Source organism: Mycolicibacterium peregrinum (genome assembly GCF_001665625.1).
GTDB lineage: Bacteria > Actinomycetota > Actinomycetes > Mycobacteriales > Mycobacteriaceae > Mycobacterium > Mycobacterium peregrinum_B.
Genome location: NZ_LZSY01000005.1, coordinates 1 through 15,337, shown reverse-complemented (window position 1 = coordinate 15,337; position 15,337 = coordinate 1). Strand labels below are relative to the sequence as shown.

Here is a 15,337-nt window from a genome sequence, read left to right as displayed (position 1 = left end):
AGTTGAGGTAGGCTCGGTTCTCGTACCAGGGGGCCGATGTCGCATCTGCGCTCGGAACGGAGGGGACCGTCATGGCCGAATCGCGTTCACATGCCGTGGTTCTGGGGGCAGGCATCGCCGGCCTGCTGACCGCTCGGGCGCTGGCAGAGTTCTACGCCTCGGTGACACTGATCGAGCGGGACACGCTGCCTGATCACCCAGAACTGCGCAAAGGTGTGCCACAGGGGCGCCATCTGCACAACTTTCTCAGTCGCGGTACCCAGGTACTCGGGGAGCTCTTCCCCGGACTCTTGGCGGAACTTGCAGCCGCCGGGGCCGTTGTCGACGACGGCGATGACCTGTCGCGGATCTACGTGCACGCGGCGGGCTATGACGTCAGGCCGGCAGGACGGCTGAGTGATCCGAGAGCACTGGCCGCCTATCAGGCCAGCCGCCCCTTCATGGAGTTTCACATTCGCCGACGGGTTGCCGCGCTCGACAGTGTCACCATCCTCGACAACCACGAGGTGGTCGAACCGGTGATCACGGACGACACCGTCACCGGTGCACGAATCATCAACCACAACAACGGTATCGCCACCTCGTTAGCTGCAGACCTGGTGATCGACGCGACGGGACGTGCCGCACGTACTACGCGTTTCCTGGAGAGTCACGGATTCGGCTCGACACCCGAAGTTCACGTGCCTTCGGTCGGCGGCTACTCCAGCCAGTTGATCCACGTCCCGCCCGGACGCATCGGCGATCGGATGGCGTTCGTCAACCGAGGCAGCAGGTCACCCGGATTGTTGCTGGTGGCCTACGAAGACGACGCCTGGATGCTTGCGATCACCTGCCCGGACGGGTGCGGCACCCCCGCAACCGATTTCACCGCGATGTTGGAAGCGGCCGAGCAGATGTTGCCCGAGACGATCATGGCCGGACTACGCGACGCCACGCCCGTCGGGCAGGTCTCGATTTCCCGCAGCACCTCCGCCGCCTGGCGACGCTATGACCGGATGCCGCGCCTGCCCGCCGGCCTGGTGGTAGTCGGTGACGCCTTGTGCAACCTCAATCCGCTGTACGGACAAGGCATGACGATGGCCGCTCTGCAGGCGCTGGCGCTCCGTGACTGCCTGCGTGCCGGCCATGCCGATCTGCCTCGCCGGTTCTACCGGCTGGCCGCCGAACAGATCGAGCCGGTGTGGACGGAGAACCGGGCAAACGATCAGCCGACGTCCACGAGCACAAAGCGGACCACTGGGAAGAGGTTGCGCAGCTGGGCCCAACACGCAGCGTTGAAAGCCGCGACCAACGACATCGTCGTGGCCGAACGGATCTTTCGCGTCCGCGGCCTGATCGATCCACCTACGAGCCTTCAGGACCCGGCCCTGTTCGTGCGGATCCTGCTGTCCAACCTGCGCCATCCGCACCGGAAGCGGCCGGACGGCCCGACGAAGTGCTCACCGATGAGACAGGACGCCGGCAATGCTTGAGCAGACCTATCGCGCGGTCCGCGGCCGGCTGAGCGAGCTTGCCGTCACGCTGAACGACGAACAACGTCTGATGCTCGTACCCGCCACGCCACGCTGGACAGTGCACGAGTTGTTGGCACATCTGGTCGGAGGTGCTGCCGACGCGGCCAGCGGACGGTTGGACAGGGTGACAAGCGACCAATGGACGGCGCGCCACGTCGAGGAACGCCGGCACAAGCCGATCGACGAACTTCTCGCCGAATGGGATCGCGTCGGTCCGGCAGCTGACGCTCTCCTGACAGACGACCAGATCTTCGGACCCAACCTGGCCGCGGACGCGATCTGTCACGAGGCAGACCTACATGAAGCGCTGGGGCTTCCTCGGGTGGACCGTGAACATTGGCAGCCGTTCCTGGAGGCATTGATGCTGTACCTCGGAAGACGGCTCCGGCACTCCACAACTCTGCTCATTCACGACGAGCGGGGCCGGCAATGGAATTGCGGTTCAGGGCAGCCGGCCACGCGGTTGCACACCGACGGCTACGAATTGCTTCGAGCCTCCTTCAGCCGCCGCTCCCAGCGCCAGATCGCCGCGTGGGAATGGACACCTGAGCCCTCCGAGCAGATGATCGAGAGCTTCGGATTCTTCGGCCCACGCCACGACGACCAGCCGATTCCACCAGCCGAGGCGCCCGCTGACTAGCCCCCGGCCCGAACTTCGCATTCCACCGCCGGGGCCATCAGCTCGATGATCCTGGCGGTGACTGCCGCTGCGGTGGGGTGCTCCCACAGCAGGGTCGGCGGTAGCGACAGCCCGGTCTGCTTCTCCAGCTGGCGGCGTAGCCGCACCGTCATGATCGAGTCGACGCCCAGCTCCACCAACGGCAGGTCGACGTTCACGTCGTTCTCCGACAGTCCCAATTGGCCTGCCACCGCGGTCAATACGTGGGCGGCGAGCTGTTCGGGGTCGTACTCCCCCGCGGTGGACGGCGACGAGTCATCGTCGGGTTCCTCCTCAGGCGCCACGTCCACCAGAATCGGTACCGCGGCGGCAGCCGGTAGGACCGGCAGCACCACAACGTTGGCGGTGTCTTCACACATCGCCAGATCGAGGGCACGGATCGCGTCGTCGGCGCCGACCATCCCCATACCGAGCGCATCGAGCTGGGTGGCCACGAATTCCGAGGCCGAGCCCATGCCCAGCCCGCGCCACGCGGTCCAGGCAACCGCAGTGGTGCGGTCCCCGAGTCCACGCCGGTGCCGGGCCATCCCGTCGAGGAACGAGTTGGCACAGCCGTACGCACCCTGGCCGGGGAAGCCTGCCAGATAACCGCAGGAGGAGAACAGCACCATCCAGTCGAGTTGTTCCGGCGGGAAAACCTCGTGCAGCACCAGCGTGCCGTGCACCTTGGGATGCATGGCCGTGGCGAACTCATCGGAAGTCGTATTCATCAGCAGCGCACCGGCTTCCACACCCGCGGCATGGATCACCCCGCGCACCGCCGGCAGCGGACGCAGCAGGTCCCGCAGGGCATCGGCCGAACCGGGTGCGCCGATGTCGACGGCGGCGACGGTGACCGATACGCCGCGCTCCTCCAAAGCGGTGACCGCCCGGACCGCGGCTGACTGCTGGTCGCCCGCCCAGGCCGAACGCTCCCCCAGGCCAGACCTCGACAGCAGCACGAGGCGGCGGGCACCGAGGTCGGCGAGCCGCTGGGCCATCCGCAGGCCGAGCACGCCGGTGCCACCGGTGATCAGGTAGGTGCCGCCCGGCGTGCACTGCATCGGGTTGGCCTGCGTGGCGACGACCGAACTCGACGCCGCGAGGCGGGCGGCCTGGGCCACCCCGTCGCGGACCACCAGGACGCCATGTCCGGCCAGCGATCCCAGCGCCGTCAACGGCAGGCGTCCGTCGGCCACATCCAGCACGCCACCCCACAGCTGCGGATGCTCGGCGGCAGCGACCCGACCCAGTCCCCACAGCGGCGCGTGCGTCACGTTGGCGCCTTCGTGGACGCCGACGGTGAGCGCCCACAGCCGGGCGGACAGGCCGAGTTGCTGCTGCAGCGTGAGTGTCCTGGTCACCAGTTCGACGGCACCCTCAGGCGAGTCATCGTCGCGGGGCAACACCAGCACCACCGCGGAATCCCCGAGTTCTGCCGGCAACGAGCCGAATTCGACGATCGAGTCCAGCTCGGCAGGGTCTTCAACCGCACGGTACGGCACCCCGGCACCGGCCAGATCGTCGACCGCGGCTTCGAGCCGGTCGACGTCGCCGCCGACCAACACCACTCCGCTGGGCGCCTTCTCGTCGCGGGCCGACACCGAATGCCAGGCCATCCGGTGCACGATCCGGCGCGTGTCCGCGGCCGACATTTCGCGCCCCGGATTCTCCAGTTCCTCGAAGGTCATCCCACCGATCGACAGCAGAACAGACCCGGATTCGTCGGCGATCACCACATCGGTGGTGGTAGTCCCGGGCCGGCGCCGGACCGACAGCATCGCGGTGGCCGGCGGCGCGGCATGGACCTGGACCCGCTCGATGCGGGCGGGCATCCTCAGCCGCGGCGGTCCGTCGAAAATCGTCGAGGCGGCCGAGGTCGCCGCGTCCACCAGCGACGCCCAGGTGGCGGGCTGCGCGCCGTCCGAGTCGGAGCTCACCCGGGCCAGCAGTTCGCCGTCACCGCGGTGCAGATCCTTGATATCCCAATCGAATCCCATCGCAGCGACCCCGAGTTCGGCGAGGGTGTCGATCACGTGGCGCGGCGCCAACTGCTCTGCGCAACGTGCCCGGGCCGCGGCCAGATCGATGGACAGCTCGACGTTCTCGCCGGCGACGGCATGCATGACCACCGCACTGCTGTGCGTCAACCATCCGCCGTCCTGCTCCTCGGCGGCATCGGCCAATCGCGAGGCCAGGGTCAGCTCGCGGTCGGCCAGCACCACCTGTAGATCGCGGGCGCGGGCCGGGGCCACCGGCGTGCGCAACCGCACCTCGGTGAGTGCGGCGCCCGCGCCTGAACCCGATGCGGCGCCCGCGCCGGCCGCCGTCAGGAATGTGTTCAACAACACTGCGGCAGGAACGATTTCGGTGCCTTGCACCGGGTGGTCCCCGGGGTAGGGCCGGGTGTCGAAGTCCAGCCGGGTCTGCCACATCCGGGTGGCGACAGTACCGGCCACCTCGGTGCGTCCACCCAACAGTGTGTGACTGCTGGTGTCGTGCACCGCGCTCCCGCCGGACGCCACCGTGGGTACCCGCCAGAAGCGGCGGTGTTGCCACTGGGTGACCGGCAGGTCGGCATCCCACGGATCATCCTGGGCGACATCATGTTCGACGTCCGACCCGTGGCAGTACAAGGACGCGACGGCAGTCGTGACAGCGGCAGGTTCGGGCGTATTACGACGCAGCAGCGGGATGACGGCGTGCTCGTCCATACCCAGATGCAGCAGGGTTTCGACGACGGAGTGCGACACCACCGGGTGTGCGGACACTTCGAGAAACAGCCGGTGTCCGTCCTCGGCGGCCGCCGTGACGGCCTCGGCGAACCGGACCTGCCCGCGAAGGTTGCGCACCCAATAGCCGGCGTCGCGCGGCGCGGTGGATCGCGGATCGGCCAGCGCGGTGGTGTACAGCGGGATCGCCGCCTCGCGCGGCGGACGAAGTCCGGCGACATTCTCGGCCAGGGCGCCGGTCAGGTCGTCCATGGCGGGGCTGTGGAACGCCACGTCGGTGTTGACCCGACGCACCACGACTCCCTGCTCGGCCCAGCTCTCGCACACCTCCTCGACAGCTGCCGTGACACCCGAGATGACGCAGGATTCCGCCGACGCACTGATGGCCGCCACCACATCAGTGCAGCCGGCCAGCCGCTGCTCAGCCTGGTCGAACGGCAGCCGTACCAAGGCCATCGCGCCGCAACCCATCACGGCGCGGAAGCCGCGCGCCCGGTAGCAGGCCACGGCTGCGCCCTGGCGTAGGTCGAAAACCCCGGAGACCACGCACGCCGCGACCTCGCCGACCGAGTGCCCGATCACCGCCGCCGGCCGCACACCGCGCTCGCGCAACACTGCCGCCAACCCGACCTGCATCGCGAAGGTCAAAGCCTGGATCCGGTCCGTGCCACCGAGGTCTGCGCTGCTCAGCGCAGCCCGGGCAGAGAACCCGAGTTCAGGCCCGAACACCTCGTCGACCTCGTCGATCACTCGGGCGAAAGTGGGTTCCGCGGTGAGCAATTCACGGCCCATGCCGACCCAGTGCGAACCGTGCCCGGAGAACACCCAGACCGCATCCCGAGGCTGACCGCCCGGCACGGCGCCGGTGACCAGGTTGTCAAGTGATTCGTCGCGGGCCAACGCGTCGAGGCCGGCGATCAACTCATGCCGGTGCTCGGCGACGACCGCGGCCCGGACCGGTTCGTGACTGCGCCGGGCCCACAAGGTGGCGGCCACCGGCGCCACGTCCTGGTGTCCGGCCCGCAGGTGGTCGGCCAGCGCTTCGGCCTGGCGGGCCAGTCGCGGTCCGGACCGTGCGGAGATCGGGACGATCAGCGCACCAGAACTACTGCGCTCCACAGGATCCGAAGCCGCCGGGCCCTCTTCGAGCAGGATGTGCGCGATCGTGCCGCCGTAGCCGTAGCTGCACACCGCAGCCTGGCGTGGGGTGTCGGTGCGGGTCCACGGCTCGACTTCGGTGGGCACCCGCAGGCCGCTGTTGGCCCAGTCGACCGCACCGGTGAGTTGCCGTAGTCCGGCGGTGGGCGGGATCGCCTCATGGTGCAGCGCCAGGACCGCTTTGATCAAACCCATCACACCCGCGCCGCCTTCGAGGTGGCCGATGTTGGGTTTGACCGACCCGATGCGGCACCGGTTCGTCTCGGTCCGCCCGACGCCGTACACCTCGGCAAGCGCGCCCACCTCGGTGGGATCACCTGTGGGAGTTCCGGTTCCGTGTGCCTCGATATACCCGACGCCGGCCGGGTCGACGCCCGACATCCGGCAGGCGAGCCGGAACATGTCCGCCTGGGCGGCGCCGTTGGGCGACATGATGCCCACGGTGCGGCCATCCTGGGCCGTGGCACCACCGCGCACCACCGCCAGCACACGGTCACCGTCACGCTGGGCATCCGCGAGCCGCTTGAGCACGACGACGCCTGCGCCTTCGCCGCGGCCGTACCCGTCGGCGGCGGCATCGAAGGTCTTGCAACGGCCGTCGGGGGCGGTGGCGCCGGCCTCATCCAGCACCCGGGTGAGGCCCGGGCCGATCAGCGCGCTGACGCCACCGGCCAGTGCCAGCGATGTCTCACCGGCCCGCAGCATCTGACATGCCTGGTGCACCGCGACCAACGAGGCCGCACACGCCGCGTCCAGCGCCACGCTCGGTCCGCGGAGATCGAGCAGATGCGACACCCGGTTGGCGATACCGCACAGCGAGGTTCCGATGCCTGTCCAGGCATCGATGCCGGGCAGGTCTTCCATGATCAACTTGCCGTAGTCGTCGGAGTTGACGCCCATCAGCACCGCGGTGTCACTGCCGGCCAGCGCCCTCGGCGACACCCCGGCGTGTTCGAGCGCCTCCCAGCTGACCTCCAGTGCCAGCCGCTGCTGGGGGTCCATGACCTCGGCCTCGCGCGGTGCGACGCCGAAGAACTCGGCGTCGAATCCGGGCAGGTCATCGAGGAAGGTTCCCAGCCGCGTGACTTCGCGCAGCACCGCGGCGTTTCGCGGGTCACGCCGCAGGTACGGCTCCCATCGCTCATCGGGCACCTCGGTGACGTTGCTGCGCCCTTCCAGCAGAAAGTTCCAGAAGTCTGACGGGGTCGCGACGTTGCCGGCGACGCGGCAGCCCAGCCCGATGACAGCGATGGGTTCCGGAGTCGAAGCCTCGGTTGCCATGTCAGCAGGATTCCGACTGGGTCGAAGTCTGGATAGCCTTGCCTAAATAGGGTGCCGACATGCGGACAATAGTGGCACATCGCCCGACGAATCAGGGGTCGTACCCCGAACCAATCCTGTGAATCCACTGGGAGGCTCCCCAGTAGCGATGACGTGCACGTTTACCGTTCGGCGGGGCCGGAATGCCTACCGTCGTCGACATCGCCCGAGACCGCGGCCAGGTGTTAGCTCACTCACATGTCAGCGGGCCTCCTCTGCTGGGACGAGGTAGGGCGACAACGTGCCAAGCTTCTCGCAGGTCTCCTCGAACTCCCGGTCAGGCGTGGACTCGGCGATGATGCCGGCCCCGGCCCGCAGCCAGGTGTGCCCGTCGGCTTCATAGGCCGCCCGCAGCGCCAGCGCGGCATCGAGGGAGCCGTCGGCCGAGAAGATCGCCACCGCGCCCGAGTACAGGCCCCGGGGCAGTTCGTCGTGCCGGAGGATCGCGTCGACGCCTTCGGCCTTGGGGATGCCAGAGGCCGTCACCGCGGGGAACAGCGCTTCCAGCGCGTCCATGCGGTCCATCGACGGGTCGAGACGGGCGCCCACCGTGGAACCCAGGTGTTGCACACTTCCGCGCTCACGGATCGTCATGAAGTCGGTGACGGTCGCCGTGCCCGGCTCGGCCACCTCGGCGATCTCCTTGAGGGAGCTCCGCACCGAAATCGCGTGCTCGACAATTTCCTTGGAGTTGGACTCGAGGTCGTCGCGGGCCGCCTGATCATTGGCGGCGCCGCGACCGAAAGCCCGGGTGCCCGCCAACGGTTCGGTCACCACAAGGCCGTCCCCGTGCACGGCGGCGACGAGTTCGGGGCTGTAGCCGAGCGCGCGAAGTGACCCGAGCCGCAAGAGGAATGACCGGGCCGGGTTGTTGTGCCTGCGGCCCAGCCGGTAGGTCGACGGGAAGTCGAGCCGGAACGGCACGTCGAAACGCCGCGAGAGGATGACCTTCTGGTACCGGCCACCGGTGATCTCGTCGATCGCGGCCGCCACCCGGTCGCGATAGGCGCTGCCGTCCTGCCGGATGTCGACGGCGCGCGGAGCGCCCGCGGGCGACAGCCCCTCGGCGATCAGCTGCCGCACCACCTCGCGATGGCGACCGTCGCCGCCGCGCACGGTGACCTGCTCGGCGGTGACCTCGATCTGGGTGATCGGAACAAACACCCGGGCCAGTGGCGTCTTCGGCGCCAAGCGGTCCTGGAGGCCGAACTTGAACGCACCGAATTCGAATGCGACCCAACCGAACGCGGCGTCAATTCCGGTTTCGGCATCGGCGAGCAGCCGGCCCACCACTTCGCCGAGTGCGACGCCGGGCCGGCCGGCCCACGACCGGCTTTCAACGACGACGCCGTCCCTGGTGAGTCGCAGCTCGTCACTGTCCAACTCGATCCCGCATCGCGCTCCGGATGCCAGCAGCCACCGGTTACCGCGTTCGTAGACCAGGTAGTCGCTACCGTCGGCATCGGTGAGCGCACGGGCGATCTCGGCGACCCAGTCGGCCGGGCCGGTCACGCTGTCACCCGAGGGCAGCTCGAACGAGGCGGGCACAACCGAGTCATTGCAGTCGGCTTGGGCATTCGTTGTGAGCATTCGCCGAAGCGTAGCCTCACCTAACCCAATGCGCAGACCTACGTATCTACTACGAAGTTCACATCATTCGCATGGACTTCAGGCACCCGAACACAGTTGGCTCACAGATTGTTCACAGCACACCTGGCAGGGAGGCCCTCTACCCCAGCAGGTCGCGGACGACTCCATCCGCGAGCAACCGGCCACGGTCCGTCAGCACGAGGGCACCCTGACGCGACAGGAGAAGCCCTTCACCACAAAGAGTTTCGGCCCGAGTCAGTTCGTCGGCATCGAGCAGCGACGTCGGCAGGCCGTCACGCACCCGGACCCGCAACATCACTTCCTCCACATGCCGGTCACGGTCGTCGAGCTCCTCGAAATCCGCTATCGGCAAGCGGTTTTCAGCGAGAGCCTGCGCATAGGCATTGGGATGCTTGACATTCCACCACCGGGTATCGCCCAGGAAGCCGTGGGCTCCCGGCCCGGCGCCCCACCACTCGCCACCGTCCCAGTAGCCGAGGTTGTGCCGGCACTCCCCGCCCTCAGTGCTCCAGTTCGACACCTCGTACCAGTGCAGGCCCGCCGCCGAAAGGCGGCTGTCGAGCAGTTCGTAGCGCCGAGCGAGTACGTCGTCGTCGGGCCGCGCGATCTCGCCGCGGCGCACCCGGCGTGCCAGGGCGGTGCCGTCCTCGACGATCAGCGAGTACGCGGACACGTGGTCGACACCGGCGCCCAACGCGACGTCGATCGATCGCCGCAGATCGTCGTCGGTCTCCCCCGGTGTCCCGTAGATCAGGTCGATGTTGACGTGCTCGAACCCAGCCGCCCGGGCTTCCAACGCCGCCGCGGGCGCGCGCCCCGGGGAGTGCGTGCGGTCCAGGACGGCCAGCACCTGCGGCGCCGCCGACTGCATGCCGAGTGAGATTCGGGTAAAGCCGGCCTCGCGCAGCGTCGCGAACATCTCCGGCGAGGTGGATTCCGGGTTGGCCTCGGTGGTCACCTCGGCGTCGGCGGCCAGGTCGAAATTGTCCCGGACCGCACCCAGCACCGCAGCCAGGCCCGGGCCGCCGAGCAGCGAAGGCGTGCCGCCTCCGACGAACACCGTCTGCACCGGCACAGCCCCGACCGTGGCGGCAGCCAGGGCCAGTTCGACGCGCAGCGCGGCCAGCCAGCCGTCGGGGCTGGCACCCCCCAACTCGGCGGCCGTATAGGTGTTGAAGTCGCAATATCCGCACCGGGTGGCGCAGAACGGCACGTGGATATAGATGCCGAACGCGCGGTCTTCCGATGAGCGCTCGCGCGAAGAGCATGATCCAGCGCGCTCCAACCGGGGTCGACCGACGGGCGCGGTACGGGTGCTCATGGTTTGATTTTCCCAGACTGTCCAGCGCGGACTTTTGCTCACCCTGAGCGCAAATATGGCCCGGTTAGGGCAGGTGGCGACAATCGTGGCAGAATGTCGGGCGTGACTGCCGCCCACAACAGCACCACCCGCATTGCGCTGGTGGCTCGTCGGCATGTCGATTTCAAGCGCGTATGTAGCTGTTGCTGTCTGCCTTAATCATGCGTTGATTTCGGACCCCGCCCGCCCCATAGTTTCAGCTGGCACCGGATCTGCGCCGCCGGACAGCCACCGGTGATCTGCGCGTTCTAGTGCCAGCTCCTTTGCGAAGGAGCTCAACAGTGACAACCCCCGAGGCCCCAGCCAAGGCCGACCGGCCCGCCAAGAAACCCCGCGACGAGGGTCAATGGGCGCTCGGTAGCCGCGACCCGCTCAACCACAACGAGCAGTTCAAGCAGGAAGACGACGCACTCAACGTGCGGGACCGCATCCTCAACGTCTACTCGCGTGACGGCTTTGCCAGCATCGCCAAGGACGACCTGCGCGGCCGGTTCCGGTGGATGGGCCTGTACACCCAGCGCACCGAAGGTTACGACGGCACCTTCACCGGTGACGACAACGCCGACCTGCTCGAGGCCGAGTACTTCATGATGCGGGTGCGCACTGACGGCAAGGCCCTGTCGGCCCAGGCCGTGCGCACCCTCGGACAGATCTCGGTGGACTTCGCCCGCGACAGCGCCGACATCACCGACCGGGAGAACCTGCAGTACCACTGGCTGCGCATCGAGGACATCCCTGAGGTCTGGCGCCGGCTCGACGAGGTCGGCCTGCAGACCATGGAGGCCTGTGGCGACTGCCCGCGCGGCATGCTGGGCTCGCCGCTGGCCGGCGATTCGCTGGTCGAGGTGCTGGATCCGACGCCCGCGCTCAAGGAGATCGAAGAGCGCTACATCGGCAGCCCAGAGTTCTCCAACCTGCCCCGCAAGTTCAAGACCGCCGTCTCGGGTCTGCAGGACGTCGCCCACGAGATCAACGACGTGTCGTTCATCGGGGTCAACCACCCCGAGCACGGGCCCGGCCTGGACCTGTGGGTCGGCGGTGGCCTCTCGACCAACCCGATGCTGGCGCAACGCGTCGGCGTGTGGGTGCCACTGGACGAGGTCGCCGAGGTGTGGGCCGGAGTCGTCGGGATCTTCCGTGACTACGGGTACCGCCGACTGCGGTCGAAGGCTCGGCTGAAGTTCCTGATCAAGGACTGGGGCGTAGAGAAGTTTCGCGAAGTTCTCGAAACCGAGTACCTGAAGCGGCCCCTCCACGACGGACCCGCGCCCGAGCAGGTGCCGCACACCGTGGACCACGTGGGCGTGCAGAAGATTCGCAACGGCCTGAACGCCGTCGGCGTCTCGGCCATCGCCGGACGCGTGTCGGGCACCATCCTGACCAAGGTCGCCGATCTGATGGAAGAGGCCGGCGCGGACCGCGCCCGCCTGACCGCGTATCAGAAGCTGATCATCCTCGACGTGCCCGACGAGAAGCTCGATGCCCTGCGCGCCGGCCTGGACGCGCTCGGCCTGCAGTCGCAGCCGTCGCACTGGCGGCAGAACCTGATGGCCTGCACGGGCATCGAGTACTGCAAGCTCAGCTTCGCCGACACCCGCGGACGGGCCCAGACGCTGGTGCCCGAGCTGGAGGCACGGCTGGGCGACCTCAACGCCGAGCTCGACGTGCCGGTCACCGTGAACATCAACGGCTGCCCCAACTCGTGCGCCCGGATCCAGGTCGCCGACATCGGCTTCAAGGGCCAGATGGTGGACGACGGCGACGGCCCGGAGGAGGGCTTCCAGGTCCACCTCGGCGGCAGCCTGGGCCTGGACAGCGGTTTCGGACGCAAGTTGCGACAGCACAAGGTGCTGGCCACCGAGCTCGGTGACTACATCGAGCGGATCGTCCGCAATTTCGTGAAACAACGTGACGCCGGTGAGCGTTTCGCCCAGTGGGCCGTTCGGGCCGACGAAGCGGACTTGAGGTAGATCGCGAGATGAGCACATTGACTGAAGCGGAATTGATCGAGCTGGTCGAGCAGGGCACGGCCGAATTGGGCGACGCCAGTGCCGAGGAGCTCCTGCGCTGGACGGACAAGCACTTCGGGGGCGCCGGCGGGCCGGCCAGTAGATCCGGTTACGTCGTGGCCTCCAACATGCAGGACGCCGTACTGGTCGAGATGGCGGCGAAGGTCCGCCCCGGCGTCGACGTCCTGTTCCTCGACACCGGCTATCACTTCGCCGAGACCATCGGCACCCGGGACGCCGTCGAGCAGGTCTACGGCGTCAACGTGGTGAACGTGCGCCCGGAGAACACGGTCGCCCAGCAGGACGAACTGCACGGCAAGGACCTGTTCGCCCGTGACGCCGCGGCCTGCTGCCGCATGCGGAAGGTCGAACCGCTGGGCAAGGCACTCGCGGGCTACACGGCGTGGGTGACCGGCATCCGCCGGGTGGAGGCCCCGACGCGCGCCAACGCCCCGCTGATCAGCTGGGACGCCGCCTTCGGCCTGGTGAAGATCAACCCGATCGCCGCCTGGTCCGACGAGGAGATGCAGGCCTACATCGAGGCCAACGACATCCTCGTCAATCCCCTTGTCTACGACGGCTATCCGTCCATCGGATGCGCCCCGTGCACCAGCAAACCTGCCGAGGGCGCCGATCCGCGCAGCGGCCGGTGGGCCGGCCAGGCCAAGACGGAGTGCGGGCTGCACGCCTCGTGAGGTACCTGTGACGCTCGTTCTCACCGCACACGGCAGCGCTGACCCGCGCTCGTCGGCGAACGCGCACGCCATCGGCGGGCATCTGCGCCGCCTGCTGCCCGACACCGATGTGCGGGTTGCGTTCTGTGAACAGAACGCGCCCAACCTGACCGAGGTGCTTCCGGATGTCGAGCCGGGCGCCGTCGTGGTGCCGCTGCTGTTGGGTAGCGCCTATCACGCGCGAATCGACATTCCCGAGCTGATCGCCGACGCCGGCGCCGAGGTGATCCAGGCGGATGTGCTCGGTGAAGATCCCCGCCTGCTGCAGGTGGTGCGGGAGCGGCTGACCGCGGTGGGAGTTTCCCGGTTCGACGCCGATCTTGGCGTGATCCTGGTCGGGGTGGGCTCGTCCCATCCCGCCGCCAATGCACGTACGGCCGCGCTGGCCGGCGTGCTGGCCGAAGGCACCCGCTGGGCCGGCACCGAGGTGGCGTTCGCCACAGGTCAGACCCCGTCCCTGCCCGAGGCCGTCGAGCGCCTACACCGGCGCGGCGCTCGCCGCCTGGTGATCGCTCCCTGGTTCCTGGCGCATGGCCGCATCACCGATCGGGTGGCCGAATTCGCTTGTACCGCAGGTATTCCGATGGCCGATCCACTTGGTCCGCACCGCCTGGTGGCAGCCACGGTGCTGGATCGCTACGAAGAGGCGCTTGCCGCGCGCAGCGCCGGCTTCGCCGCCTGACCCCACCCTTTTCCAACCGATCACGCCCCCGGGAACGCCCCGGGGGCGTTTTGATGCGCTTGACACCTATACCCCTTGGGGTATGTTTGGACGTATCGGTATACCCCCCTAGGTATACAAAGTCGTCCACCGAGGAGTTGAACAATGAAGTTCATCCAGTACTACCTGGACTGTCTGTCCCATGCGTCGTACCTGATCGGCGACGAGTCATCGGGGCGCGCCGTCGTCGTCGACCCGCAGCGCGACGTGTCCGAGTACGTCACCGATGCCGAGAAGCTCGGCATGCAGATCACCCACGTCATCGAGACCCACTTCCACGCCGACTTCCTGTCCGGCCACCTCGAACTGGCCGAGGCCACCGGCGCGACGATTGTGTACTCGTCCGTCGCCAAGCCCGAGTTCGATCACCTGGGAGTCGAAGACGGCCAACACATTTCACTGGGCGAGGTGGTGCTGGAGTTCCGCCACACCCCGGGTCACACCCCAGAGTCGATGAGCATCGTGATCTACGAGCACGCCGATGACGCCGTGCCCTACGGCGTTCTGACCGGCGACACCCTGTTCATCGGCGATGTCGGCCGGCCGGACCTGCTGGCCTCCATCGGCTACACCCGAGACGAACTGGCCGACAAGCTCTACCACTCGCTGCACGAGAAGCTGCTACCGCTGCCCGATGCCACCCGGGTCTTCCCGGCCCACGGCGCGGGTTCGGCCTGCGGCAAGAACCTGTCCACCGAACTGTCGTCCACCATGGGTGAGCAGAAGCAGACCAACTATGCGCTGCGTGCACCGGACAAGCAGTCCTTCATCGAGTTGGTCACCGCAGGCCAGCCGCCCGCCCCCGGCTACTTCGTCTACGACGCGATCCTCAACCGCAAGGACCGCGCCCTGCTGGACGAGGAGGCGAACCCGGAGGCCCTGGACTACCGTCAGGCCACCGAAGCGGTCGCCGACGGGGCCATGCTGATCGACGGCCGCAGCCCCGAGGACTTCGCGCTGGGCCATCTGCGCAACGCGATCAACATCGGCCTGGCCGGGCGCTACGCCGAGTTCGCGGGCTCAGTGGTCAAACCCGACGCCGACATCGTGCTGGTCACCGACCCGGGCGAGGAGCGCGAAGGCAAGAACCGGCTGGCGCGCATCGGGTTCGACCGGGTGCTGGGTTACCTCGACAACCCGGAGCGGACCATGTTCGAACATCAAGACGATGTGACGGTCGCCTCACGGTTGACCGCCGCCGCGTTCGGTGAGCGAGCCGGCTCGGTGGCCGACCTGCAGATCGTCGACGTGCGCAATCCGGGCGAGACCGAGGCGGGCACGATCCCCGGCGCGGTCAACATCCCCGTCGGCCAGCTGCCGGACCGGACCGGCGAATTGGATCCGACCCGCCCGACCGTGGTCTACTGCGCCGGCGGCTACCGCTCTTCGGTGGCGGCCAGCCTGCTGCGCCAGCGCGGCTTCACCGATGTCAGCGACATCCTGGGTGGCTACGGCGCCTGGGTGGACATACTTGTTGTGTTTTCCTGTCTCTCAGACGATTTGCGCCGGCTCAGACGGCC

The 15,337-nt window shown here is 68.0% G+C and carries 10 protein-coding genes; 7 read left to right on the top strand and 3 right to left on the bottom strand.

Annotated features, from left to right (window positions below; all coding sequences use genetic code 11):
• Positions 1-71: 71 nt before the first annotated feature.
• Together A5779_RS00365 and A5779_RS00360 are read left to right on the top strand one after the other, a co-directional pair.
• Positions 72-1,472: an NAD(P)/FAD-dependent oxidoreductase gene (locus A5779_RS00365; protein ID WP_064877860.1), complete on the top strand. Its 1,401-nt coding sequence runs from the start codon at positions 72-74 to the stop codon at positions 1,470-1,472.
• Positions 1,465-2,154 (top strand): maleylpyruvate isomerase family mycothiol-dependent enzyme, encoded by a 690-nt coding sequence (locus tag A5779_RS00360; RefSeq protein ID WP_064877858.1) that lies wholly within the window; start codon positions 1,465-1,467, stop codon positions 2,152-2,154. The genes A5779_RS00365 and A5779_RS00360 overlap by 8 nt, the downstream gene beginning before the upstream one ends.
• On the opposite strand, the gene A5779_RS00355 is transcribed toward A5779_RS00360, so the two are convergent.
• The 3 genes from A5779_RS00355 to hemW all read right to left on the bottom strand — a co-directional run bounded on the left by A5779_RS00355 (position 2,151) and on the right by hemW (position 10,314).
• Positions 2,151-7,343 carry a type I polyketide synthase gene (locus A5779_RS00355; RefSeq protein ID WP_064877856.1) on the bottom strand — a complete coding sequence of 1,731 codons (5,193 nt, stop codon included), beginning with the start codon at positions 7,341-7,343 and terminating at the stop codon, positions 2,151-2,153. The genes A5779_RS00360 and A5779_RS00355 overlap by 4 nt on opposite strands.
• Positions 7,344-7,583: 240 nt before the next feature.
• Positions 7,584-8,972, bottom strand: a complete 1,389-nt coding sequence (locus tag A5779_RS00350; RefSeq protein ID WP_064877854.1) for a salicylate synthase — start codon at positions 8,970-8,972, stop codon at positions 7,584-7,586.
• Positions 8,973-9,111: 139 nt separating this feature from the next.
• Positions 9,112-10,314 (bottom strand): radical SAM family heme chaperone HemW, encoded by a 1,203-nt coding sequence (gene hemW, locus A5779_RS00345; RefSeq protein WP_064877852.1) that lies wholly within the window; start codon positions 10,312-10,314, stop codon positions 9,112-9,114.
• 93 nt (positions 10,315-10,407) lie between these two features.
• Between hemW and A5779_RS34920 the strand changes: the two genes are divergently transcribed.
• From A5779_RS34920 to A5779_RS00325, 5 genes are all read left to right on the top strand, one after another.
• On the top strand, positions 10,408-10,512 hold the full coding sequence (locus tag A5779_RS34920; RefSeq protein ID WP_350222970.1) for an Ms4527A family Cys-rich leader peptide: 105 nt from the start codon (positions 10,408-10,410) through the stop codon (positions 10,510-10,512).
• A gap of 122 nt (positions 10,513-10,634) precedes the next feature.
• Positions 10,635-12,323: a nitrite/sulfite reductase gene (locus A5779_RS00340; RefSeq protein WP_064877851.1), complete on the top strand. Its 1,689-nt coding sequence runs from the start codon at positions 10,635-10,637 to the stop codon at positions 12,321-12,323.
• 8 nt (positions 12,324-12,331) lie between these two features.
• Positions 12,332-13,057, top strand: coding sequence for a phosphoadenylyl-sulfate reductase (locus tag A5779_RS00335; RefSeq protein ID WP_064877850.1), 726 nt, complete (start codon positions 12,332-12,334; stop codon positions 13,055-13,057).
• 7 nt (positions 13,058-13,064) lie between these two features.
• Positions 13,065-13,778 (top strand): sirohydrochlorin chelatase, encoded by a 714-nt coding sequence (locus A5779_RS00330; protein WP_064877849.1) that lies wholly within the window; start codon positions 13,065-13,067, stop codon positions 13,776-13,778.
• Positions 13,779-13,922: 144 nt separating this feature from the next.
• A partial coding sequence (locus tag A5779_RS00325; protein ID WP_064877848.1) for an MBL fold metallo-hydrolase occupies positions 13,923-15,337 on the top strand: 1,415 nt, incomplete at its 3' end.

What these genes read in the sequence shown, in the direction of transcription:
- A5779_RS00335 (WP_064877850.1), top strand. Translation starts at nt 12,332, where the DNA reads ATGAGCACATTGACTGAAGCGGAATTGATCGAGCTGGTCGAGCAGGGC.
- A5779_RS00360 (WP_064877858.1), top strand. Translation starts at nt 1,465, where the DNA reads ATGCTTGAGCAGACCTATCGCGCGGTCCGCGGCCGGCTGAGCGAGCTT.
- A5779_RS34920 (WP_350222970.1), top strand. Translation starts at nt 10,408, where the DNA reads ATGTCGGGCGTGACTGCCGCCCACAACAGCACCACCCGCATTGCGCTG.
- A5779_RS00365 (WP_064877860.1), top strand. Translation starts at nt 72, where the DNA reads ATGGCCGAATCGCGTTCACATGCCGTGGTTCTGGGGGCAGGCATCGCC.
- hemW (WP_064877852.1), bottom strand. Translation starts at nt 10,314, where the DNA reads ATGAGCACCCGTACCGCGCCCGTCGGTCGACCCCGGTTGGAGCGCGCT.
- A5779_RS00355 (WP_064877856.1), bottom strand. Translation starts at nt 7,343, where the DNA reads ATGGCAACCGAGGCTTCGACTCCGGAACCCATCGCTGTCATCGGGCTG.
- A5779_RS00350 (WP_064877854.1), bottom strand. Translation starts at nt 8,972, where the DNA reads ATGCTCACAACGAATGCCCAAGCCGACTGCAATGACTCGGTTGTGCCC.